The organism is Citrobacter sp. Ce129, assembly GCF_030334545.1.
Taxonomy (GTDB): Bacteria; Pseudomonadota; Gammaproteobacteria; order Enterobacterales; family Enterobacteriaceae; genus Citrobacter; species Citrobacter europaeus.
Genome location: NZ_JAOWDS010000073.1, coordinates 195650 through 218357 on the forward strand (window position 1 = coordinate 195650; position 22708 = coordinate 218357).

Annotated in this window: 20 protein-coding genes; 5 read left to right on the forward strand and 15 right to left on the reverse strand. The window is 49.5% G+C overall.

Going from position 1 to position 22708, the window contains the following annotated elements; genetic code table 11:
* Positions 1 to 108: 108 nt before the first annotated feature.
* On the reverse strand, positions 109 to 726 hold the full coding sequence (locus OGV77_RS20605) for a TetR/AcrR family transcriptional regulator (RefSeq protein WP_047410037.1): 618 nt from the start codon (positions 724 to 726) through the stop codon (positions 109 to 111).
* Entirely contained in the window at positions 719 to 3844 is a 3126-nt protein-coding gene (locus tag OGV77_RS20610; protein WP_087051334.1) for an efflux RND transporter permease subunit, read from the reverse strand. The genes OGV77_RS20605 and OGV77_RS20610 overlap by 8 nt, the downstream gene beginning before the upstream one ends.
* Positions 3845 to 4657: 813 nt before the next feature.
* Between OGV77_RS20610 and OGV77_RS20615 the strand changes: the two genes are divergently transcribed.
* Positions 4658 to 4990: an RcnB family protein gene (locus tag OGV77_RS20615; protein ID WP_003834436.1), complete on the forward strand. Its 333-nt coding sequence runs from the start codon at positions 4658 to 4660 to the stop codon at positions 4988 to 4990.
* Between the two features lie 56 nt (positions 4991 to 5046).
* Here the strand turns inward: OGV77_RS20615 and OGV77_RS20620 are convergent, their stop codons facing one another.
* The 6 genes from OGV77_RS20620 to apbC all read right to left on the reverse strand — a co-directional run bounded on the left by OGV77_RS20620 (position 5047) and on the right by apbC (position 11752).
* The gene (locus tag OGV77_RS20620; RefSeq protein WP_087051333.1) at positions 5047 to 6030 is read right to left on the reverse strand and encodes a fimbrial protein; all 984 of its coding nucleotides are present in this window, start codon (positions 6028 to 6030) and stop codon (positions 5047 to 5049) included.
* A gap of 11 nt (positions 6031 to 6041) precedes the next feature.
* A complete protein-coding gene (locus tag OGV77_RS20625; RefSeq protein ID WP_286502969.1) occupies positions 6042 to 8528 on the reverse strand; it encodes a fimbrial biogenesis outer membrane usher protein in 2487 nt (828 codons plus the stop codon).
* 13 nt (positions 8529 to 8541) lie between these two features.
* Positions 8542 to 9222, reverse strand: a complete 681-nt coding sequence (locus tag OGV77_RS20630) for a fimbrial assembly chaperone (protein ID WP_087051331.1) — start codon at positions 9220 to 9222, stop codon at positions 8542 to 8544.
* Positions 9223 to 9285: 63 nt separating this feature from the next.
* A complete protein-coding gene (gene yehD, locus OGV77_RS20635) occupies positions 9286 to 9825 on the reverse strand; it encodes a fimbrial protein YehD (RefSeq protein ID WP_043016928.1) in 540 nt (179 codons plus the stop codon).
* Between the two features lie 274 nt (positions 9826 to 10099).
* Positions 10100 to 10381 (reverse strand): DUF2574 family protein, encoded by a 282-nt coding sequence (locus tag OGV77_RS20640; protein WP_075146373.1) that lies wholly within the window; start codon positions 10379 to 10381, stop codon positions 10100 to 10102.
* 261 nt (positions 10382 to 10642) lie between these two features.
* A complete protein-coding gene (apbC, locus tag OGV77_RS20645; RefSeq protein WP_075145925.1) occupies positions 10643 to 11752 on the reverse strand; it encodes an iron-sulfur cluster carrier protein ApbC in 1110 nt (369 codons plus the stop codon).
* A 164-nt stretch (positions 11753 to 11916) separates the two neighbouring features.
* On the opposite strand from apbC, the gene metG reads away from it, so the two are divergent.
* Together metG and OGV77_RS20655 are read left to right on the forward strand one after the other, a co-directional pair.
* Complete coding sequence (gene metG / locus OGV77_RS20650; RefSeq protein WP_087051330.1) at positions 11917 to 13950, forward strand: methionine--tRNA ligase; 2034 nt, start codon at positions 11917 to 11919, stop codon at positions 13948 to 13950.
* A gap of 210 nt (positions 13951 to 14160) precedes the next feature.
* Entirely contained in the window at positions 14161 to 14619 is a 459-nt protein-coding gene (locus OGV77_RS20655) for a YehR family lipoprotein (RefSeq protein ID WP_043016931.1), read from the forward strand.
* Between the two features lie 44 nt (positions 14620 to 14663).
* Here OGV77_RS20655 and OGV77_RS20660 read toward each other — a convergent pair whose 3' ends face one another.
* From OGV77_RS20660 to OGV77_RS20670, 3 genes are read right to left on the reverse strand one after another with little or no spacing between them, the layout of a single operon-like run.
* Positions 14664 to 15134 carry a YehS family protein gene (locus OGV77_RS20660; RefSeq protein ID WP_043017948.1) on the reverse strand — a complete coding sequence of 157 codons (471 nt, stop codon included), beginning with the start codon at positions 15132 to 15134 and terminating at the stop codon, positions 14664 to 14666.
* A gap of 46 nt (positions 15135 to 15180) precedes the next feature.
* Positions 15181 to 15900, reverse strand: coding sequence for a two-component system response regulator BtsR (gene btsR / locus OGV77_RS20665; RefSeq protein WP_087051329.1), 720 nt, complete (start codon positions 15898 to 15900; stop codon positions 15181 to 15183).
* The gene (locus OGV77_RS20670; RefSeq protein ID WP_043016932.1) at positions 15897 to 17582 is read right to left on the reverse strand and encodes a sensor histidine kinase; all 1686 of its coding nucleotides are present in this window, start codon (positions 17580 to 17582) and stop codon (positions 15897 to 15899) included. Before OGV77_RS20670 ends, btsR begins: the two co-directional genes overlap by 4 nt.
* Before the next feature lie 225 nt (positions 17583 to 17807).
* Between OGV77_RS20670 and mlrA the strand changes: the two genes are divergently transcribed.
* On the forward strand, positions 17808 to 18539 hold the full coding sequence (gene mlrA, locus OGV77_RS20675) for an HTH-type transcriptional regulator MlrA (RefSeq protein ID WP_043016933.1): 732 nt from the start codon (positions 17808 to 17810) through the stop codon (positions 18537 to 18539).
* Between the two features lie 259 nt (positions 18540 to 18798).
* Positions 18799 to 18906, forward strand: a complete 108-nt coding sequence (locus OGV77_RS20680; RefSeq protein ID WP_003027354.1) for a protein YohO — start codon at positions 18799 to 18801, stop codon at positions 18904 to 18906.
* Here OGV77_RS20680 and OGV77_RS20685 read toward each other — a convergent pair.
* The 4 genes from OGV77_RS20685 to osmF are packed head-to-tail and all read right to left on the reverse strand — an operon-like array spanning position 18887 to position 22641.
* Entirely contained in the window at positions 18887 to 19618 is a 732-nt protein-coding gene (locus tag OGV77_RS20685) for an ABC transporter permease (protein ID WP_043016934.1), read from the reverse strand. The two genes, OGV77_RS20680 and OGV77_RS20685, sit on opposite strands and share 20 nt — an antisense overlap.
* Positions 19602 to 20549, reverse strand: a complete 948-nt coding sequence (locus OGV77_RS20690; protein WP_043016935.1) for an ABC transporter ATP-binding protein — start codon at positions 20547 to 20549, stop codon at positions 19602 to 19604. Before OGV77_RS20690 ends, OGV77_RS20685 begins: the two co-directional genes overlap by 17 nt.
* Entirely contained in the window at positions 20542 to 21708 is a 1167-nt protein-coding gene (locus OGV77_RS20695) for an ABC transporter permease (RefSeq protein ID WP_087051328.1), read from the reverse strand. The genes OGV77_RS20690 and OGV77_RS20695 overlap by 8 nt, the downstream gene beginning before the upstream one ends.
* A 15-nt stretch (positions 21709 to 21723) precedes the next feature.
* Positions 21724 to 22641, reverse strand: coding sequence for a glycine betaine ABC transporter substrate-binding protein OsmF (gene osmF / locus OGV77_RS20700; RefSeq protein WP_075145921.1), 918 nt, complete (start codon positions 22639 to 22641; stop codon positions 21724 to 21726).
* Positions 22642 to 22708: the final 67 nt, after the last annotated feature.

Here is a 22708-nt window from a genome sequence, read left to right on the forward strand (position 1 = left end):
CGAGGGAGGTGAACAGCAGCGGTTTATTCTGGAAGGGGCGCTCATTGCCGCAGGCGTCGTCATCCACTCAGGCATTTCGTAGCGCGTCTCAATGCTGAGACACCACGATCATCCGCTCTTAAATTCCCAGGCAGACAGAAAGGTTGCAATTGAACATTCAGCCAGTTTCTCAAGTTTATGGGGATCAACTGCTTTTTGCGAGATTATTGCTCCAGGAAGCAGATATCCCATAATGGCCCCGAGGAAAGCAGTAGCCTGTAATTCCGGATTATCTAACGTGACTATTCCTTCATTATTTTTCTGTTCCAGAATTTCTGTCAGCGCCTGCAAAACGCGTCCAGAGTTTCTTTGTTCCAGCATAACGTGTAAATCGGGCTTTTGAACCAGCACTTGAATCAATAATCGCTGGAAATGGATATTCTCAGGGGTATAGAAATGATTCTGTACAACCCGGGCAAAACCTCTCAGGAGATCGGGAAAATCCAGTTGCTCCTGGAGTAACTGGCGTAAAGGCGGCTGCATTTTGTCATTCAGAAATTCAAACGTCGCCAGCAGGAGAGCATCCTTTCCCCCCGGAAAATGGCTGTAAAGGGTCGGCCGCGTTGTCCCTGCTTCACTGGCGATAGTATCAAGGGACACGTCAATGCCATGCTTGAGAAACAGCTCACATGCCGTTTGTAAAATGCGAGGGCGGGACTTCATTGGCCGCCCACGTTGATTAACCATTATTGCATTCCTTACGTTTGCCTTTTTTTAGTCTCGAGATTCCCTGCTGAATGAGAATAAAAAACAGTGGGACAAAGAGCAGCGTCAGTAACGTGCCTGTGAGCATACCGCCGATTACCGAAGTTCCAATCTCTTTCTGGCTGGAGGCCCCTGCGCCCGTAGAGAGTACCAGAGGGATAACTCCAACAACAAATGCCAGAGACGTCATGATGACAGGACGTAAGCGTAATCTTGCGCCTTCAAAAGCGGCCTGAATCAACGGTTTACCCCTGCGGATTTGCGCCAGAGCGAATTCAATAATGAGAATTGCATTTTTTGCTGACAGCCCCATCGTTGTTAGTATACCTACCTGGAAGTAGACATCATTTTCGAACCCGGCGATTAAGGCTGCACTCACTGCGCCGAGAACCCCAAGTGGGATAATCAGAAGCACAGCAATAGGCACAGACCAGCTTTCATATAAAGCAGCCAGACACAAAAATACGAACGCAACGGAGGCAAGATATACCCACAGAGTCTGTGCCGAGGAAGCCTGTTCCTGCCATGATATCCCGCTCCACTGCAGATCAAATCCTTCGATTGGCGCTATCAGCCTGGCCATTTCAGCCATTGCTGCCCCAGAACTTATGCCGGGAGCTGCATCTCCTTGAAATTGCACAGCAGGTAATCCATTGAATCGCTGAAGCATTTGTGGACCAGTAGTCCAGCGGAAGGAGGCAAAACTGGCGAATGAGGTCATATCATCGCTACTGTTACGTACAAACCAGGCGGATAAGTTTTCAGGTATTGAACGCCATGGCGCATCACCTTGTATATAAACCCGTTTTACTCGGCCACGGTCAATAAAGTCATTAACATAAATCCCTCCCCATGCAGCAGAAAGAGTTTCGTTGATATCCGCCTGTTCAAGGCCGTGAGCTTGTGCTTTTTGTCTGTCAATATCTACCTGCAGCAACGCCTTTGCGGCAAGGCTGTTCACTCGCACAGCGTTCAGATTTTGGTTTTCTCTGGCGGCCGTAAGTAACATTGTTTGCGCCTGATTAAGACTGTGATAACCGCGGTCTGAAATATCCTGAAGCCATAATTCGAACCCACTGGATTGTCCCAGCCCACGAACTGTGGGTGGAGATACAATGCTGATAGCTGCGTTCTGAGACGTTTGATTAAAATATTGATTAGCCCTTGCGATAATAGCCTGAGCGCTGTTCGTTTCACCCTGACGCTCGTCCCAGTGCTTTAACTCAGCAACGGACATTCCCACATTTTGCCCGCTACCTGCGTTATTTCGGCCAGCGACCGTAAATATAGCGTTAAGATTGGCACTCTCCTGTGTCATAAAATAGCGTGTGATTTCATCTCCAACCTTCTGAGTCATTGACATTGGCGCCCCTGGAGGAAGAGTGAACTGGATTGATATTGCCCCCTGGTCCTCCTCCGGAAGAAAACTGGTCGCGAGTTTTTGATATTGCCAAACCATGAACATCGACATCAGAAAAGCGAGAATAATGATTCTCACAGGACGCGCTGATATTTGCGCAAGCATATTAATGTAGCGATGCTGACTTTTTTCGACATACCTGTTGAAATGAGTGAAGAATTTACCTTTCTTCTCATTTCGTCTTTTAAGCAAATGAGCGCACAACGTAGGGGTTAAAGTCAGTGCAACCAGCACGGAAAGCGACATAGCAGAAACAATGGTCACTGTGAACTGGCGGTAAATAATGCCGACTGAACCACCAAAAAACGCAATTGGAATAAAAACGGCGGATAAGACCAGCGCGATACCTATTAATGCACCGGTTATTTCCCGCATGGAGTGGAGCGTAGCCTGCAGCGGATCGAGATGTTCTTCTTCCATCACTCGTTCGACATTCTCAACTACGACAATCGCGTCGTCGACAAGTAGCCCAATGGCAAGCACCATGGCAAAGAGTGTTAAGGTATTGATGCTATAACCCAGCAGACTGAGGATGCCGAATGTGCCCAACAATACGACGGGCACCGTCAATGAGGGGATTAATGTGGCTCTCCAGTTTTGTAAAAATAGATACATTACCGCCACAACAAAAACGATCGCTTCAATCAGCGTCTGCACAACATTTCCGATGGACACCGTCACAAACGGTGTACTGTCACGAGGATAAGCAACAACAATGCCTTGCGGAAATCGATCTTTTAATCTGTTAACTTCAACGCGAATCTTTTCAGCAGTTTCCAGTGCATTAGCTCCGGATGCGAGTTGAATAGATATTCCAGCAGCAGGATGACCATTAAGCGTGGTCAGATTCTGATAGTTTTCAGCCCCAAGTTCGATTCGAGCAACATCTCGCAAATATACAGCTGAACCATCATTATTTGTCCGAAGAATGATACTTTCAAATTGCGTTGATGTTTCCAGGCGGGACTGGGCGGTCACCGTCGCATTCAGATACTGATCATTGAGAGAAGGAAGAGAGCCAATCTCTCCGCTGGTCACTTGCGAGTTTTGTGCTTCGATAGCCGTTTGTACATCTGATGGCATCAAACCATAATTATTGAGTTGATGTGGGTTGAGCCAAATCCGCATGGCATATTGCGCACCAAAAACAGTTGTTTCTCCCACCCCCTTTATTCTACTTAAGGGCTCCTGCAACGTATTGATAAGGAAGTCGCTAATATCGACACTGGTTAAACGATCGTTCTGGTCATATAAGGCGATAACCATCAGGCTATCTCCCTGTGATTTAGTCACAGAAAGCCCCTGTTGTTGCACCTCCTGCGGTAGCCGTGTCATAGCCTGATTTACAGCATTTTGTACCTGGACCTGCGCTATATCGGGATTAATACCTTGTTCAAAGCTAAGACTAATACGAGACTGACCAGCTGAACTGCTGGTTGAAGAAAAATAAAGCAGACCATCAATTCCTTTGATTTGCTGTTCAAGTAGCTGCGTTACGCTGTCCTCAACGTTTTGCGCAGAAGCGCCTGGGTAGTTTGCCGTAACGTTCACCCCCGGAGGCGCAATATCCGGATACTGCTCAACAGGCAATGTGAAAAGAGCCAGGATACCGGCAGAAACGATGCAAATAGCAATGACCGCGGCGAATACAGGACGGAAAATAAAGAAGTGAGCCAGCATCGTGTTTTCCTCCGTTTAGTCAATGGGGTCGCGCAGTGAAAACACGTGCGGAGGCCTGGCACGCTGAATAAAAGCCATATGCGATGTTTGCCACAAATTAAAAACAGGTTGAGGTATGGGCAATGTGACCGTTGCTGGGCATAGCAGAATATTGATTGCTTTTGCGACAATGTATCTGCTGATTTCAAGGCAAGACATTGTTCGTTGATGTTCACGCCAGAGATAGTCATAGGTTTGGATAGTGAAACTATTTTGTAGTAGTAAAAAACGTAAATAGCTGAGTCGTAGCTGCATATGCTGATAATTCAAATCAGTGCACTGAGAGCAAGCCAGCTCACGGTCCCGCGTGACCAGACAGTGTTCAACAGTCTTTGGTTCCACAGATACCCCCTCATGCAGAGAGGCGTTAAGATGACATGAAAAAGCCATTAACATAATGAAAAATAATAATTTTCCCAAGTTAATCATAGCAAAATCCCATGAATTTATTTACTTTACAGTAAAGTAAATAAATTGATTAAACAAGCATCAATTTTTAACGCTATTCCAGTTATGGGTCTTCTTGAAGACAGCTGTTCCGGGTCACAGAGACCGGAGCAACTCCTGTATGTCGTTTAACAGCTCCACTCTGAGTTGATATGCAAAAACGTGATACTTCATCGCTAAAATGCCGCTTGAAATTGTCGCAATGCTGTACATTCATTTACACTTTTTACGAAATTACTGGTGTGATAACAAAAAAGTCCTTGTCAGATGCCCTGTAAGCCAGGAATGATACATGACTGATTTTGATGACCCGAAGAGGTAGAGAGGATGGGTATGAAGAATAAAATGTTGCTGGGTGCACTCCTGCTTGCAAGCAGTGTCGTCTGGGCCGCGCCGGCTGCAACAGCTGCGCCCACAGGTATCGATAAGTATGAGCTGAGCAGCTTTATTGCTGACTTCACCCATTTCAAACCCGGTGACAAGGTTCCACCACTGTATCTCACCGAAGAATACACCATTAAACAGTGGAATCTGCGCAACCTGCCTGCACCGACCGCAGGCACCCACTGGACCTACATGGGTGGCGCGTACGTGCTGGTCAATGATGCCGATGCTAAGATCATTAAAGCCTACGACGGCGAGATTTTTTATCACCGATAAAAAAAACGTACCTTCATCACGAAGGTACATTTTTTAGAAACATCGCACCGCACTAATTAGTCATAAGATACCGCAAATATGACTTTACTTTGAACCTCACCAGGCCGTAACGATTCTCCTGTCACACGAACATATTTCGCAGTAATAGGGAAAGTGTACTGATTGTTGATTGTATCCAGTTTAGCTATTCTGTTCATCAGAGTATCCCCCAGTTTTAGGGGAGTCGTCGCGGTGCCGTTATATATCTGGAACCCCACTCCTTTTGCGCCATTCGTTAGCGTATTTTTTAGTATTTTCCCGCTTTCATCCCAGTCACCGCGAGCCACCTTAAAATTCACGGGGTTGGTGGTAACGTTATATATACTTTCACAATTCAGTATCAGATTTGTGGAGCCTGATTTAGTATTATTTGCCGTGTTCATTTCATTTAATGTGGTATCTGGCATTTTAATTTCGTATCGCGGTAAGGAGAACTGGCAGGTCGTCGGTTTATGCGTAACAGTAAAGTTAATATTCTGCGTAAATGCAGAATTACTCGATAAACGCCCGGTAATCCAACAATAAAGATAAGCAAGCCAGTTTGAAGTACACGAGTTATCAGAGGTTATGCTTACCGCCGGATCGCTCAGGCTAAATGCATCACCGGAAACCGTTTGCTTAGCCGTTCCTGAATTTACATAACTTGCTGTAATAGTGAAAATCTTGGTATTCAACACTTCGCTGGCACTAACCGTTTTCTTCCCTATGCTAACTGGAAAATCACCGCTGGTTAGATTGATATTTATTAAAACCTTTTTGCCACCGCTACCCTGAATTGCAACAATGTAATCCTTGAGAGGTGTTGTATAATATAAGCTGTCACTATTGGCAGTACACACTATATCGCTACCGGAGCTGAGATTGATTTTGTTCGTTGCTGTTCCAGATGTCATATCCAGATTAATCGTCGTTAATGCACCATTTTTTGTCTGAAATGTACATCCGGCATCGGCGCCAAAGGATGACAGCAGCAGAAACATCAAAAATACGTATCCTTTCATATCTTGCATCCTTAGCGGCAAGTATAGACTTTATTCTCATCAATCGCCTTATCGAAGGTAATCGTACAGAACTGCCCCTGTTGTTTATTAACTGCAACGCGTACCGAAGCGGGAATATCATTGGTACGAATAAATAACCGGCTACCCTGCCCCACCAGGCCAACATTATTACCAAGTTCATCTTCCACTTCATAACCAAACGATAACGGAGAGCCGTCCGAACGCGCGGCAATGAAATACCAGGGTTTACGCCGATCGGTTTCAAACTCCGTCATCACGACCGCGCCGCGATAAGGTACTGTGCCTTTTCGATTGCCCAGCAACGCCACATCGCTATTACTGTCGGAAAGATCCAGCATCAGCATATTTTCACGATACGGCGTCAGACTGTCGTAAACCGCGTAACCTTTGCTGTTAGTTGTTAGATAACGATGTCCCTGCACGGCCGCGCCCTGTAACCCAGGCGCTTTAACTATGGCGAATGTATCTGAAAGCCGAGGAGCTAACGCGACACCATCTGACCACACGACTAACCCACCCTGAATATTGCCGCTGGCCTGCTGATATTTATTCGATTGACTATAACTGCTGCCAAAGGTCGCCATCGGCGCGCGCCAGACCAGGTTACCACCTGCCGTTGTCTCACTCTCCTGACGTTGATGGCTCAGATTTGCCCCTAAACTAAACTGATCGCGGTTTCCGGCAACACCGCTGAGACTGGTGTTACTCGACTGAAAGCCGTCATTATCAAACGTCGTCGAGTTGGATACGAACAAATCGCGTCGCGGCGAGGAAATCCCATCCCCCCACGAGAATGGGATGGAGATATACAGGTTAAAACGTTTATCCTCGTGGTTGTCCTCATCATAGGTCTGGCTAACAGACAAGGTGTAACTGACTCGCTGCCAGGCGTTCGAGTAGCTCAGCTGATAATCTTTGCCGGTTCCACTGCGCTGCCAATAGTCGCGCCACAGGCCGCTGACGGCCAGGGATCCCCAGTTCTCGGGTAACGCTTGATTGATATTTAGCGAAAAGCTGTTCTTACGACCAAAATCGTTCTGATAGTAGTCCGCAACGTCATAAACATCATTTTCATCGCGGTCATAGTGATTTTTGTTATTCGCCCATACGTAGTCATTAAAGGTACGATAATTTCGCGAGGAGTAACGAAAAGCTGCCAGCGCAAACTGCGTGCCGGTCTGAGCGACATACTTATTCCACGCAACCTGATAACTCTGACCATCAAAAACATCACCATTGTTCTGCTCACTATGCGATCGCGTGGCGTCTACCGATACTGCGCCAATGGGTGTATTCCAACCGGTCCCGAGCACAAATGAGGTATAGTTTTGTGACAGCATAGTGCCGCCATAGACCGTAAGCAGATTGTTCAGACCATATTGATAGCTACCTTGCAGGAAATCATACTGATTGCCAGCCCCCTCTATATGACTGCGCCCAGCAGCAAAATCATATTTCGATACGCCCGACTGCAGCATATTTGGTACAGATGAATAAGGCACCAGATAACGAGATACCGAACCATCCGCTTCTTTCACGCTCACATCTAAATCCGCACCACCGCCAGCGAGCTGGAGATCATCAATAGCAAATGGGCCAGGTGGAACTTCTTTCTGGTAAATAACAAAGCCGTTTTGTTCGATGGTTACCAGCGCGTTGCTCTGGGCAATCCCGCGGACTACTGGGGTAAAATTCTGTTTTGAGTTCGGTAACATTTGCATATCGCGCCAGATACGCACACCACGAAAACGTACCGCATCAAAGATATCCGCGCCGGTATACATATCTCCGGTACGTAGCGTGCCAAGTATTTGTGGGATACCTCGCTCCATATATAGCGTATTACTTTTCCAGTTGCCGCTGCCCTCGTTGCCTTTGGTATAGTTGGCATTTGAGTGCAACTGCCACCCTGACAGGTTCAACCCGCTATTCAGGTTCACATAGCTGCTTTTATCATCACCACCGTGTTTATAATTACTGTAATACTGGCTGGCGTAATAAGAGGTATAAAAAGCGTTAACTCCGCGATCCCAGGTTTCAGCCGGCATATATCCTGGTTCATATTCCAGCACATACGCCTGCGGAACGCTTAGATTCAAAATAAATTGCCCGATGTCATAACCAACACTGCCGCCCTGAACTGCTTCACGTAGCGGCACGCACTCCTCTTTTTTATCCGTTTTAATATTCTCTGTGCGAATACCAATTTGCTGCAATTGTGCCCAGGACAGACATGTCGCATCAGGATCAGCGTTGATATTAATTTCGTACCGGCCACGCCACTGGTTATTAAGATAAACATCCATTTCATATATGCCGGGCATTGGCTTATCACCATCAATTTGATAGCGAGAGATTTTCTCGCCGTTCAAACCGCCGATCATAAAATTTGTATCAAACGTGTCTTCTTCAGCCCATGCGGATGAAGTGGCTAACACTGACAAGATTGCCAGTGTAATGGAGTTTATCTTTGACATAATCAGTCCTTGACTATCTTTCCGTTTTTATTTTTTCACTTAAGTAGTTTCCGTGATCGTCAATAAGAGTAACCTTGTAATGATTAACGACAGCAGCAGTGACAACCTTTTTATCTGACCACGGAGCAAGCAATACTGTCTCGCTGTTTATTTTTGAATTACCTACGAGCTCAGGTATCGTTATCCAGTTGGCAGAATTGTTTTTGATATTAATGCCACCACTGACATATCTGACGCTTAAGCGAGAAAAGCTTTTTTCATCTACACCGGCAATGCCCTGAGGACGATATATAAATTTGATGCGATTCTGCATAGCAAAATTAATCATATTCTTCCCTGCTGATTCCGCAGAATTAGGAGGAATATCCAACACATTAAGAAAAAAAAGGCTTTCACGATCTTTTGGCAGCGTATTTGCCAGTTGCTTGATTTTGAGTTGTTGACCAGAACCTCCGCTGACCTTAGCCACGGGAGGATTCATCACGAATGGCACCTGGATTTTTTCTGGTGGCAGGCTGGTATCTCCGTCATCTATCCAGGACTGAACCAGGGAGCTACGGCTACCTTCATTCATTAACTGTACGGTAATTTCTTTTTTCTGTGCCGGATAAATGACACGCGTGCCGTATATGTATACCCCACCCCATGCAGGCAATACTGTGCCAGCTAATAATAATGCTATTATTTTTTTCATTATAATTATCCTTACTACGGAAATAATCGGCGACCAGAGCCGCCGATAAACAGGATAGCAATCTTAATCAGTAACAACAGTCATCGTCAGCGAAGAGGCAACGTCACCAGCGGAAACAGCGGCAGTACCAATTTTCGCGTAGCGTGCACTAAAGTTCAGCGTATATTTATTGTCTGCGGTTTTGGTTAACTCAATACCTGTATCTGGGTTAACCTGTTTAGTAAAGTCATCACCATAGTAAACGGAGAAGCCAGCACCATTATTTGCGGCAGTATTTCGTGTAATATATTTATTAGTGCTGTCAAATTGAGAACTGGAGAAAGTAATTTTCGGTGCTTTATCCCCCGTACATTCAACAGTCAATGGCACGGTAGTCTTATTTGAGTATCCGTCATAAACACCACCCGCACTTAAGGTATTTAATCTGTCAGCACCAATTTGGTTCATACCAATGGTCGCCGTGGTGTCACCCGTAAATTTACAGGTTGTTCCAACCACCTTACCAGTAATAATCAGTTCACCCTGATCGGTATCAGCAGCAAAAGCCCCAGCGCTCATAAATACAGCAGACAGCACAACAGCAGAAATAACTGAACGTTTCATAGTATCTTCCTTAATGAATTGAATTCTATTTATTAAGAGGGTTTAACTCTTGAAATTAAATTCGCACACTAGAAACGTTACGGCAATGTAAACACGTTGTTTTATTGATTTAAAACAAGTTGCAAAGAGCAATATAATTGCAACAAATAAATAAAGTTCTTTATTGTTTATAAATTAATAAATTTAGGAGATTAACTGCCGGAGTGAAATTCTTTGAGGAAATAATTAACCATGCATTATTCACCACAAAAATACATGGCTAATAAAAGACTTTTTAATCATAACGAGTCAGCACAATCTGCCGTGTAGCGTCGCCGGGGACGGTAACAATTTCCGTTACCGCACCTTTTGTTGGTTTGGAGACCCCCTCTCTGACGTTTGAAAAGGAAACGGCATTGCCACAGCGTTGCTGCACTTCGTTATTGACAACATCAGTGCTGCAGGTAGGCTCGGTTACTCGACCACTTATATTCACGGTGGCAGTCTCTGCGGCAAAAACAGAAGCGCTCATTCCATACATCAGAGTAATAACTCCCAAGAATAAACTAATTTTCATAGCATTCATTATTCCTGTATTGGGCGGAAACAGCGTGCAAACCGTCTGGCTGTGAGTAATGGTTAACTCTCTCACCAGAACTAATTGAGATTGTAGATTAATAGGATGAATTTGATCAATTCAAATGATGCATTGAAGCGATTTATTCAGAAAAAGACATGGATTATACAGGCAGGATAAACAATATAACGAAGTTTATTCACCCCATGCATTCACCGCATCAATTCATTATGATGCGGTGAATATCTGTCACGCGGTTAATTACACGGCGCGAAAGGCAATCTCGCCCGGAATAACTTCACCCTGCCAGTAAAGCTGGGCAGCTACACGCCCAGCCAGGTCACGGTAAATGGCGGTAAATTCACTGTCAGGACGACTGATAACCGTCGGGGTACCACGATCGAGGTCTTCACGCAGAGAGATATGCAGCGGCATCTGTCCCAGCAGTTGGGTGTGATACTGCTCAGCCAGCTTCTGCGCGCCTCCGGTGCCAAAGATTGGCTCATGATGACCGCAGTTGCTGCAAATATGCATGCTCATATTCTCAACAATACCCAGCACCGGCACTTCGACTTTTTCGAACATCACGATGCCTTTTTTCGCATCGATAAGCGCAATGTCCTGCGGAGTGGTCACCACAACAGCCCCCGTGACCGGAATGTTCTGCGCCAGCGTCAACTGGATGTCACCGGTGCCCGGCGGCATATCCAGTACCAGGTAATCAAGATCCGGCCATAGGGTTTCCTGCAGCATCTGCAGCAGTGCTTTGCTGGCCATCGGACCACGCCACACCATTGCGTTATCGTCAGTGACCAGATAACCAATAGAGTTTGTCGCCAGACCGTGAGACATGATCGGCGCCATGTGGGTACCGTCTGGCGAGGTTGGCCGCTGGTTTTCCGCGCCGAGCATCGTTGGGATAGACGGCCCATAAATATCGGCGTCCAGAATCCCTACCTTCGCGCCTTCCGCAGCCAGCGCCAAAGCCAGGTTCACGGCGGTAGAAGATTTGCCCACGCCGCCTTTACCCGAACTGACGGCGATAATGTTTTTTACACCATTAATGCCTGGCTGGTTTTTCACGCGTTTCAGCGTCGCAATGTTATGCGACAGCTTCCAGTCGATCGCTTTCGCACCGGTAATACGCAGCAGATCGGCGCTACATTGCTCTTTTAATTCCTCAAACGCGGTATGCCAGACAAACGGCATGACCAGCTCAACGTGCAACGTGTCATCCATCCAGGCGACGTGGTGCAACGCTTTAAGCGTCGTCAGATTATGCTTCAGGGTTGAATGCTGAAAATTCGCCAGCGTCCCGGCGACCATGGCGCGCAGGGTCTCTGGTGATTTGGCCTGGGATTGTGCGTTCATCCCGACTCCTTTTTGTTGTTCTGAATATACAATAGTCACCAGGTAGTTTACTCCAACCGCAACAATTATTCATTTACGGATAAATGCCCTTATCGCTTGGCGCAGTAATTACCATTTTGGTACTATCAAAGCCCTTTTCACTACAAAAGAAGTAATTGCCCACTATGACTCAAGTCGCGAAGAAAATTCTGGTAACGTGCGCACTGCCGTACGCCAACGGCTCAATCCACCTCGGCCATATGCTGGAGCACATCCAGGCTGATGTCTGGGTCCGTTACCAGCGAATGCGCGGCCACCAGGTTAACTTCATCTGCGCGGACGACGCACACGGCACGCCAATCATGCTGAAAGCGCAGCAGCTTGGGATCACGCCAGAGCAGATGATCGGTGAAATGAGTCAGGAGCATCAGACTGATTTTGCAGGTTTTGACATCAGCTATGACAACTACCACTCTACGCACAGCGAAGAAAACCGTGAGCTGTCTGAGCTGATTTACACGCGCCTGAAGGAGAACGGTTTTATTAAGAACCGTACAATCTCCCAGCTTTACGATCCGGAAAAAGGCATGTTCCTGCCGGACCGTTTTGTTAAAGGCACCTGCCCGAAATGTAAATCACCGGATCAATACGGCGATAACTGTGAAGTCTGTGGCGCAACCTACAGCCCGACCGAACTTATCGAGCCGAAATCCGTCGTTTCTGGCGCGACGCCGGTAATGCGCGACTCCGAACACTTCTTCTTTGACCTGCCGTCCTTCAGCGAGATGCTGCAGGCCTGGACGCGCAGCGGCGCGTTACAGGAGCAGGTTGCCAACAAAATGCAGGAATGGTTCGAGTCCGGCCTGCAGCAGTGGGATATTTCCCGCGATGCCCCGTACTTCGGTTTTGAAATCCCGGATGCGCCAGGCAAGTACTTCTACGTCTGGCTGGATGCGCCTATTGGCTACATGGGTTCATTCAAAAACCTGTGCGATAAGCGTGGTGACACCACCAGTTTTGAAGAGTATTGGAAGAAAGATTCCGACGCCGAACTTTATCACTTCATTGGCAAAGACATCGTCTATTTCCACAGTCTGTTCTGGCCTGCCATGCTGGAAGGCAGCAATTTCCGTAAGCCGACCAATCTGTTCGTACACGGTTATGTGACGGTGAACGGCGCGAAGATGTCCAAATCTCGCGGCACCTTTATTAAGGCCAGCACCTGGCTGAAGCACTTTGATGCCGACAGTCTGCGCTACTACTACACCGCGAAGCTTTCTTCACGCATTGATGACATCGACCTGAACCTGGAAGACTTTGTCCAGCGCGTAAACGCCGATATCGTTAACAAAGTGGTCAACCTGGCTTCACGTAACGCGGGCTTTATCGCTAAGCGTTTTGACGGCGTTCTGGCGGCTGAGCTGGCCGATCCGGCGTTGTATAAAACCTTCACCGACGCCGCAACGGTGATTGGCGAAGCGTGGGAAAGTCGTGAATTCGGCAAAGCTATCCGTGAAATCATGGCGCTGGCCGACGTGGCAAACCGCTACGTTGACGAACAGGCTCCGTGGGTCGTGGCTAAACAGGAAGGCCGCGATGTCGACCTGCAGGCGATCTGTTCCATGGGTATCAACCTGTTCCGTGTGCTGATGACTTACCTGAAGCCGGTTCTGCCAACGCTTGCTGAACGTGTAGAAGCGTTCCTGAACTGCGAACTGAGCTGGGATGCCATTGAGCAGCCGCTGCTCGGTCACAAGGTCAACACCTTCAAGGCGCTCTACAATCGCATTGACATGAAACAAGTTGAAGCGCTGGTGGAAGCATCGAAAGAAGAAGTGAAAGCCGCTGCCGCACCGGTAATCGGCCCGCTGGCGGATGATCCAATTCAGGAAACCATCACCTTTGACGATTTCGCCAAAGTTGACCTGCGCGTGGCGCTAATTGAAAACGCTGAATTCGTGGAAGGTTCCGACAAACTGCTGCGTCTGACGCTGGATCTCGGCGGCGAGAAGCGTAACGTCTTCTCCGGCATTCGTTCTGCTTATCCGGATCCACAAACCCTGATTGGACGCCAGACCATTATGGTTGCTAACCTGGCTCCTCGTAAGATGCGCTTCGGCATTTCTGAAGGGATGGTAATGGCGGCAGGTCCTGGCGGGAAAGATATCTTCCTGTTAAGCCCGGACGAAGGCGCAAAACCTGGCCAACAGGTGAAGTAAATCAGACATCTCAAGCGCTGCAACTGCAGCGCTTTTTTTGCTGAATGATTTTATCCCTAATCTTAAACACACTGCCTCACTCCATTTTCGGACTGCTCAGCCAACGCGATTAGATTTATTCTATACTGCTCTGCTATTAAGGCCGTTCGGACCCATCAAATTCATTGGCGCTATTATTTAGCATCCAACATTCATGAAATGGAGTTTTACATGAAAGCGTTTCAAAAATTAGTTTCACTTGTCGCAGCGTCGGTTGTCGTTTGTTCTCTGACGGGATGTGGTGATAAAGAAGAGACAAAAACATTTAATGCCAACCTTAACGGTTCGGATATTACCGTCTCTTACACCTATAAAGGCGATAAGGTTCTGAAACAGACCTCCGAAAGTAAAATCAGCTATGCATCGATCGGCGCCAGCAATAAAGAAGAAGCCGCGAAAGTATTCGACGCGTTAAGCGCTAAATATCAAAATATCGCGGGTATAGAAGAAAAGCTCAGCTATACAGATACCTACGCGCAGGAAAATGTCACTATCGATATGGAAAAAGTTGATATAAAAGCATTGCAGGCAATTTCCGGGATGAAGCTTTCTGAGAATGCCGATAAAAACATCAGCATGAAGCAAATGCAAACGGTAATGGAATCGGCGGGTTTTAAAGAAGTGAAGTAAACCACCGGCGACCCGATATTCATCGTGGTCGCCCGCTTTACGCTTTAAGACTTCGCGTTATGCACGTGGAAGGTCAAACCTCGCAGGAAATAACGTAGAAACTGATCGCCGCATTCGCGATAATTCTTATGGTCCGGCGCGCGCATCATGGCGGTGATTTCCGGCATCGACACACGAAACTTCTGCCCGGTCATAATGGCCAGAATATCATCGGTTTTCAGCGAAAAGGCGATACGCAGCTTTTTCAGTACCGTATTGTTGTTAACACGACGCTCAAGCGCCAGTTCCGGCGCAGAATCATCTTTACCACGCAGATGATAAATCAGTCCGTTTAAAAAACCGGAGAGAATGATATCCGGGCAGCGCACAAACCCGTCTTCATCTTCTTTTGTCATCCAGGTATCGAAACCTGCGGAGGTGGATTCCATGTCAGCAAGCGCAAGAATACGCACCATGTCGTTATTGTTCGCTTTCAGGGTGTAGCGCAGGCTACGAAGAATATCGTTACTTAGCATAGAGCCTTCAACTGTCGGTGATGCAATGGCGCGCAGTGTACCAGTTTTACAGTCCAATCGCCTCTTTTAGACTTTTAAGATAACGGCGGCTTACTGGAACGGTCAGGCCGTTACGCAAAATCAGCTCCGCCTGACCGTTATCTTCCAGACGGATCTCCTGCAATTGCGCCATATTCACCAGATATTGCCGGTGACAGCGCAGCAGAGGAGTACGACTTTCCAGCGTTCTGAGCGTCAGTTCGGTGAACCCCTCTTTACCATCACTACTGGTCACATACACGCCGCTCATACGGCTGCTGATAAACGCCACATCATCCATTTGCAGCAGATAAATTCGGCTATGACCGCTGCACGGAATAAACTTCAGCGCCTGCTGATTCTCGGGCAGTAGTGATACATCCTGCTTGGTGCGCTCCTGGCGTAAACGGATCAGCGTTTTTTCCAGCCGCGCTTCTTCAATCGGTTTGAGCAGATAATCAAACGCGTGTTCTTCAAAGGCCTTCACCGCATACTCATCAAAGGCCGTAAGGAAAACAATGTACGGGCGATGCTCGGGATCAAGCATGCCGACCATTTCCAGGCCGCTGATACGCGGCATCTGAATATCAAGAAACAGGACATCCGGACGCAGCTTATGTACCGCGCCGATGGCTTCCACCGCATTCGAGCATTCCCCGACAATCTCGATGTCGCTTTGCTCCTGCAACAGGATCCGCAGATTCTCCCGCGCTAACGGTTCGTCATCGACAAGCAGCACTTTGATCATGCCAGTTCCTCCAGAGGAAGTCGTAAAGTGATTCGGGTAAAACGGTCAGGTTCACACGCTACGCTGATGCCAAAATCGTCGCCAAACCGCTCGCGCAGTCGTTTATCGACCAGATTCATACCCAATCCGCTGGCCTCAGACGTTGGCTGATACAACCCGGCGTTGTCTTCAATATCCAGCATCAGATACAGCCCTTCGCGGCGGGCGGTAATCGACACTTCCCCGGTATCCAGTAGCTGAGAGGTACCATGCTTGATGGCATTCTCCACGATCGGTTGTAAGGTGAAAGCGGGTAATTGCTGATGAGCAAGCGCATCTGGCACCGTTAAGGTCACCTGCAGGCGCGACTGAAAGCGCGCCTTTTCAATTTGCAGATAGGCGTTAACATGCTCAATTTCATCGGCCAGCGTCACAATCTCCGACGGGCGCTTTAAGTTTTTGCGAAAGAACGTCGACAAATACTGCACCAGTTGACTGGCCTGCTCGCTATCGCGTCGGATTACGGCTTTAATGGTGTTGAGCGCATTAAACAGAAAATGGGGATTCACCTGTGCATGCAGGAGTTTGATTTCCGACTGCGTCAGCATCGCTTTTTGCCGCTCATACTGCCCGGCCAGAATCTGCGCCGAAAGCAGTTGGGCGATCCCTTCCCCCAGCGTGCGGTTGATCGAGCTAAAGAGACGGTTTTTGGCTTCATACAGCTTGATAGTCCCCATCACCCGCTGGTTTTCGCCCCGCAAAGGGATGACCAACGTTGAGCCTAATTTACATTGCGGATGCAAAGAGCAGCGGTAAGGGACTTCATTCCCATCGGCATACACCACCTCGCCGGTTTCTATCGCCCGTTGGGTGTACGAGGAGGAAATCGGTTTACCGGGCAGATGATGGTCGTCGCCAATACCGGTAAATGCCAGCAGCTTCTCGCGATCGGTAATCGCCACGGCACCGATATCCAGCTCCTCATACAGCACCTGGGCAACCTTCATGCTGTTAACTTCGTTGAATCCCTGGCGCAATATACCTTCCGTGGAAGCAGCAACTTTGAGCGCTGTGGCGGAAAAAGCGGAGGTATATTTTTCAAACATCGCCCGTTTATCGAGCAAAATACGCATAAACAGGGCCGCGCCCACGGTATTAGTCACCATCATCGGCGCGGCGATATTGCTGACCAGTCGAAACGCGTCATCGAACGGACGAGCAATTAACAAGATGATCAGCATCTGCACCAGTTCGGCAACAAAGGTAATAGCCCCCGCGGTCAGTGGGCTAAAGACTTTATCGGTGCGACCGCGACGGGTGAGTACACTGTGCACCAGCCCGCCGAGTAAACCTTCCACAATGGTTGAAATCATGCAACTGAGCGCCGTCATTCCGCCCATGGAATAACGATGTAAGCCGCCGGTCAGGCCGACTAAACCGCCAACCACCGGGCCGCCAAGCAGCCCGCCCATCACCGCGCCAATAGCACGGGTGTTGGCAATAGAATCATCAATGTGCAGCCCGAAATAGGTGCCCAAAATGCAGAAAATGGAAAAGGTGACGTAGCAAAGCAGCTTATGCGGGAGCCGGATCGTGACCTGCATCAGCGGGATAAACAAACGCGTTTTGCTCATGAGCCACGCGATAACGAGAAACACACACATCTGCTGAAGCAGCAGCAACACCAGATTAAACTCGTACATACCCGCCAACCACATATCACTTAAAAGCGCGTAACATACATGGGCTGCGCGTAACTTTCTTTGAAGTGTTGCAAAAAAAAAGGAATTTGTGAGAACGATCACTCGAAAGCGCGAGCATGACTACAAATTCGCCCATTCGTTGAACAAAAAACAGACAAAACTACCTGGTTCGCAAAAGAGCGTCTAAAGTAAAACTGGGACCTCGCGAGCATAAGTGAGACGACGATGGCGCTTTACACAATAGGTGAAGTGGCTTTGCTTTGTGATATCAACCCTGTCACTTTACGCGCGTGGCAGAGGCGTTACGGATTACTCAAACCGCAGCGGACAGACGGCGGGCATCGCCTGTTTAACGACGCGGATATCGACAGGATCCGTGAGATAAAACGCTGGATAAACAACGGCGTTCAGGTCAGTAAGGTAAAAATGCTGCTCAGCAATGAGAACATTGATGTCCATAACGGCTGGCGCGAACAACAAGAGACGCTGTTGAGCTATTTGCAAAGTAATAATTTGCATAGCCTCAGACTGTGGATCAAGGAGCGCGGTCAGGATTATCCCGCACAAACGCTCAATACCCATTTGTTCATTCCGTTACGCCGACGCCTGCAATGCCAACAGCCGATCCTGCAGGCGTTACTGGGGATCCTCGACGGCGTCCTCATCAACTACATCGCAATTTGTCTGGCTTCGGCGCGCAAGAAACAGGGTAAAGACGCCCTGGTTGTCGGCTGGAACATTCACGATACCACCCGTTTATGGCTGGAGGGTTGGGTAGCCAGCCAGCAGGGATGGCGCGTTGACGTCCTCGCCCACTCGCTGAACCAATTGCGACCTGAGTTGTTTGAAGGTCGAACCTTACTCGTCTGGTGCGGCGAGAGCCAAACGCCCGCACAGCAGCAACAGTTGAACGAATGGCGCGCGTTGGGTCACGATATTTATCCACTCGGTATTTAGAGCCTGGCCCATTAGGGCTATTTTGCTTGCCATTTCGAACCTGGGCAGTGCTCAGACAACACTCAGAGAGTTTTGAACGCCCTTTAGGGCGGCCCGGAGGGTGAGCGTAGCGAATAATCCTCACGTAGTACGTGTACGCTCCGGTTCTTCCGCGCTGTCCGTGTTCAAACTGTCTGCGCCAATAACGCCTACTGATCCAGGCTCTTAATATTCTATTAACAAACGTGTACAATCCTTGAATTCACATAAGGAGTGCATAATGAGCGCAGCTAAAATCGGTGTTATCACCCTCTTTCTGCTAATGGCTATCGGCGGTATCGGCGGCGTCATGCTGGCAGGCTACACATTCATTTTACGTGCCGGGTAAGGCGGCTCGCTAATCGCTCAAACCCGCGATCAACTATCACTGCCGCCAGCGCGACCAGCAGCGCGCCCTGAATCACATAAGCGGTATTGAACCCGCTAAGCCCGATAATAATCGGCGTGCCCAGCGTGTTCGCCCCGACGGTTGAGGCGATTGTTGCGGTGCCGATATTAATAATCACCGACGTGCGAATCCCCGCCAGGATGACCGGTGCCGCCAGCGGCAACTCCACTTTGCGCAGCCGCTGGCTCTGACTCATTCCCATTCCGCTGGCTACCTCCATCACGCTGGGAGAAATGCCGCCGAGTCCCGCCAGTGTTGCCTGCAGGATCGGTAACACGCCATACAGGATCAGCGCGATAATCGCGGGTTCAAGCCCAAACCCCATCACCGGTACGGCGATTGCCAGCACGGCGACCGGAGGAAAAGTCTGCCCCACGGCGGCAATCGTTTCCACCATCGGCCTGAATTCCACGCCCCAGGACCGGGTTACCACAACTCCCGCCCCCGTGCCGATGATGACGGCGATAAGACTTGAAATCCCCACCAGCGCAAAGTGGCTTAACGCCAGCGTCGTAAAACTTTCCTGCTGATACACCGGTCGCGGCAACTCGGGGAACAGCGAACTAAACAGGGCCTGACTGTGCGGTAACCCGACCAACAGGATCAGGAACAGGACAACCAGCCAAAGCAGCGGATCAGCAAGACGTTTCACGGGTCGGCATCTCCGAAAGCAGATCGCGAAAATGAAGCGTCCCGCAAGGCAACCCCTGCGGCGTCACAACCGGTAAAACCTCGCAACCGCGCGCCACAAACACCGACAACGCATCACGAAGCGTCATCTCATCCACTAGCGGTTCACCATCTGAGCGTTCGCCGCGACGGATAAAATCACCTACCGTGCGCAGTGACAACAGCCTTACGCCCAGTTCACTACGGCCAAAAAAGGTTTGCACGAAATCATTCGCTGGCGCAGTCAGCATCGACATCGGCGCACCTTGCTGCACAACCTTTCCTGCATCCATCAGAACCAGATGCTCCGCCAGCCTCAGCGCCTCATCGATATCATGTGTCACCAGCACAATGGTACGCCCCAGCAGACGGTGAATGCGCGTCATCTCCAGTTGCAGCGCACCGCGGGTGACCGGATCCAACGCGCCAAAAGGCTCATCCATCAATAGCACCTGCGGGTCTGCCGCCAACGCACGCGCAACCCCGACCCGCTGCTGCTGTCCGCCGGAAAGCTGATGCGGATAACGGTGACGCAAACTCGCCTCAAGACCCAGCAGCGCCATCAGTTCATCTGTTCGGTCATCAATACGTGAGCGCGACCACTTTTGCAGCTGTGGTACGGTGGCGATGTTCTGCGCAACGGTCCAGTGTGGAAACAAACCAATCGACTGAATCGCGTACCCCATACGTCGTCGTAACTCCAGCACCGGTAGGCTGCGGATCTCCTCCCCGGCAAATCGGATCTGCCCGCTGTCATGCTCCACCAGACGGTTGATCATCTTCAGCGTGGTGGACTTCCCCGAACCCGACGTACCAATTAATACCGAAAAGCTGCCCTCCCCTAACTGCAGATTAAGGTCATCGACGGCCCTGTGCTGACCATAGGTTTTACTGACATGGCGAAATTCAATCATTATTCGATACCTTTAGCAGCGCGAGACCTAAATCAAACAGCGCATCGATCAACACTGCCAGCACAACTACCGGGATCACGCCCAGCAGAACTAAATCAACGGCGCTACTGAGCAGTCCCTGAAAGACCAGCGCGCCAAATCCCCCTGCGCCAATCAGCGCGGCAATCACCGCCATCCCCACTGTCTGGATCATGACCACCCGCAAGCTGCGCAAGAAGACCGGCAACGCCAGTGGAAACTGCACCGAGATAAACCGCTGCCGCGCGCTCATCCCCATCGCCCGGGCGCTTTCCAGCACATCGCGTGGAACCTGATTCAATCCAGCCACTACGCCGCGAACCAGCGGTAAGAGCGCATACAGTACCAACGCAATAAGCGCAGGCGTCAGACCGGTTCCGGCGACGCCAAGCGAACCCAACACCGGAAAGTGCTTCACCAGCCCGGCGAGGGGCGCAATTAACAGGCCAAACAGCGCGACGGAGGGAATGGTCTGGATGATATTCAGTGCCGCGAATACCGGCCCCTGGCGAGCGACAGAAAAAGCACACCAGACGCCCAGCGGCACGCCAATGAGCATCGCGGGCACCACGGTAGCGAACAGAATTGTCAGATGTTGCGCCAGTGCGTCATTAAAGACATCCTGACGGTTGGCATATTCTTTAAGCAGAGAAAGATCGCTAAACGTGCCGGAGAACAAAAGCACCAGCGGCAAAATAAACATTTGCGCATGCAACAGCCATCGCCATGACGCCTGTTCGGTGATGCGACGAATGGCGTCACTGGCGGCCAGCAGCATCAGCCCCAGTCCCAACCAGAACCCACTGCCCAGGCTGGTTCTGGCCAGCGGGCTACCGGTCTGGGCCAGATACGTTGCCGTTGCTCCTGCGGTTACCAGCGCCGCAATCACCAACAGCTGGCTAATAACAAGCGTCAATATATTGCCGGACTTTCCCGGTACAAAGCACAGAAGAAACAGCAGCAAGCAAGCCACCGCCAATCCCCACGCCATGTCGGGCCGGATATCCCAGAGTTGACGACCTTCGCCGGAAACCAGGCGATTGGGAGCATAGCTAATGAAAGGAAGCGCTGCCGCCGCGAAGGTAAGAAGCACCAGCAGCAGCAACACCCGATTTACTGAAATTTTCGACAAAACACCCACCCGCTGCAAACTCCGTTACTTCACCCATCCTTTTTGCTTCAGGTAGTCTGCTGCGACTTTTTTCGCATCCAGCCCCTCCACGGCAATACTGGCATTCAGTTGTTGCAGCGTTTTTTCATCCAGGCTGGCAAATACCGGTTGTAGCCATTCTCCCATTTGCGGGTAGTCCTTCAGCACCGATTCACGCACAACGGGCGCAGGGGCATAAATGGGCTGGACGCCTTTTGGATCGCTTAATGTTTGCAGACCGAGCGCCGCAACCGGACCGTCGGTGCCGTAGGCCATCGCCGCATTGACTCCAGAAGTCTGCTGCGCCGCCGCTTTAATTGTCACCGCGGTATCACCCCCCGCCAGTGACAACAACTGATTTTGCTTCAGTTTGAAATCATAGGCTTTTTCAAACGCAGGCAACGCGTCAGCGCGTTCGATGAATTCCGCAGAGGCGGCAAGCTTGAACGTTCCCCCGTCTTTCAGGTAACGACCTAAATCAGCAAGCGACTCTAGCTTGTTCTTTTGTGCGATATCCTGGCGTATAGCAATGGTCCAGGTATTGTTGGCGGGCGCAGGCGTTAGCCAGACCAGCTTATTTTGCTCTGCGTCCAGCTTTTTCACTTTGTCGAAACCGGCCTGCGCATTCTTCCACGCAGGATCATTCTCATCTTTAAAAAAGAATGCCCCATTGCCGGTATATTCCGGATAAATATCCAGCTCACCGGAGGTGATGGCTCCACGCACTACCGGAGTGGTACCCAGTTGTACTTTATTGACGGTTTTCACGCCGTGACTTTCGAGCACCTGCAAAATAATGTTGCCTAGCAGCGCCCCTTCGGTATCTATTTTTGAACCGACCGTGACGGGTGACGCGGCCTGTAAGGGTAAGCTTATCGCGGCTAAAAGCGCCAGTGAGCCCACCCATACTTTTGAGATTATCATGCTGTACTCCTCATCCTTTTGCGGCCCTTTTCAGAGACTTGAGGAAAAAGCATAGTCGAAAAATCAA

What these genes read in the sequence shown, in the direction of transcription:
- OGV77_RS20605 (WP_047410037.1), bottom strand. Translation starts at nt 726, where the DNA reads ATGGTTAATCAACGTGGGCGGCCAATGAAGTCCCGCCCTCGCATTTTA.
- OGV77_RS20610 (WP_087051334.1), bottom strand. Translation starts at nt 3,844, where the DNA reads ATGCTGGCTCACTTCTTTATTTTCCGTCCTGTATTCGCCGCGGTCATT.
- OGV77_RS20615 (WP_003834436.1), top strand. Translation starts at nt 4,658, where the DNA reads ATGGGTATGAAGAATAAAATGTTGCTGGGTGCACTCCTGCTTGCAAGC.
- OGV77_RS20620 (WP_087051333.1), bottom strand. Translation starts at nt 6,030, where the DNA reads ATGAAAGGATACGTATTTTTGATGTTTCTGCTGCTGTCATCCTTTGGC.
- OGV77_RS20625 (WP_286502969.1), bottom strand. Translation starts at nt 8,528, where the DNA reads ATGTCAAAGATAAACTCCATTACACTGGCAATCTTGTCAGTGTTAGCC.
- OGV77_RS20630 (WP_087051331.1), bottom strand. Translation starts at nt 9,222, where the DNA reads ATGAAAAAAATAATAGCATTATTATTAGCTGGCACAGTATTGCCTGCA.
- yehD (WP_043016928.1), bottom strand. Translation starts at nt 9,825, where the DNA reads ATGAAACGTTCAGTTATTTCTGCTGTTGTGCTGTCTGCTGTATTTATG.
- OGV77_RS20640 (WP_075146373.1), bottom strand. Translation starts at nt 10,381, where the DNA reads ATGAAAATTAGTTTATTCTTGGGAGTTATTACTCTGATGTATGGAATG.
- apbC (WP_075145925.1), bottom strand. Translation starts at nt 11,752, where the DNA reads ATGAACGCACAATCCCAGGCCAAATCACCAGAGACCCTGCGCGCCATG.
- metG (WP_087051330.1), top strand. Translation starts at nt 11,917, where the DNA reads ATGACTCAAGTCGCGAAGAAAATTCTGGTAACGTGCGCACTGCCGTAC.
- OGV77_RS20655 (WP_043016931.1), top strand. Translation starts at nt 14,161, where the DNA reads ATGAAAGCGTTTCAAAAATTAGTTTCACTTGTCGCAGCGTCGGTTGTC.
- OGV77_RS20660 (WP_043017948.1), bottom strand. Translation starts at nt 15,134, where the DNA reads ATGCTAAGTAACGATATTCTTCGTAGCCTGCGCTACACCCTGAAAGCG.
- btsR (WP_087051329.1), bottom strand. Translation starts at nt 15,900, where the DNA reads ATGATCAAAGTGCTGCTTGTCGATGACGAACCGTTAGCGCGGGAGAAT.
- OGV77_RS20670 (WP_043016932.1), bottom strand. Translation starts at nt 17,582, where the DNA reads ATGTACGAGTTTAATCTGGTGTTGCTGCTGCTTCAGCAGATGTGTGTG.
- mlrA (WP_043016933.1), top strand. Translation starts at nt 17,808, where the DNA reads ATGGCGCTTTACACAATAGGTGAAGTGGCTTTGCTTTGTGATATCAAC.
- OGV77_RS20680 (WP_003027354.1), top strand. Translation starts at nt 18,799, where the DNA reads ATGAGCGCAGCTAAAATCGGTGTTATCACCCTCTTTCTGCTAATGGCT.
- OGV77_RS20690 (WP_043016935.1), bottom strand. Translation starts at nt 20,549, where the DNA reads ATGATTGAATTTCGCCATGTCAGTAAAACCTATGGTCAGCACAGGGCC.
- osmF (WP_075145921.1), bottom strand. Translation starts at nt 22,641, where the DNA reads ATGATAATCTCAAAAGTATGGGTGGGCTCACTGGCGCTTTTAGCCGCG.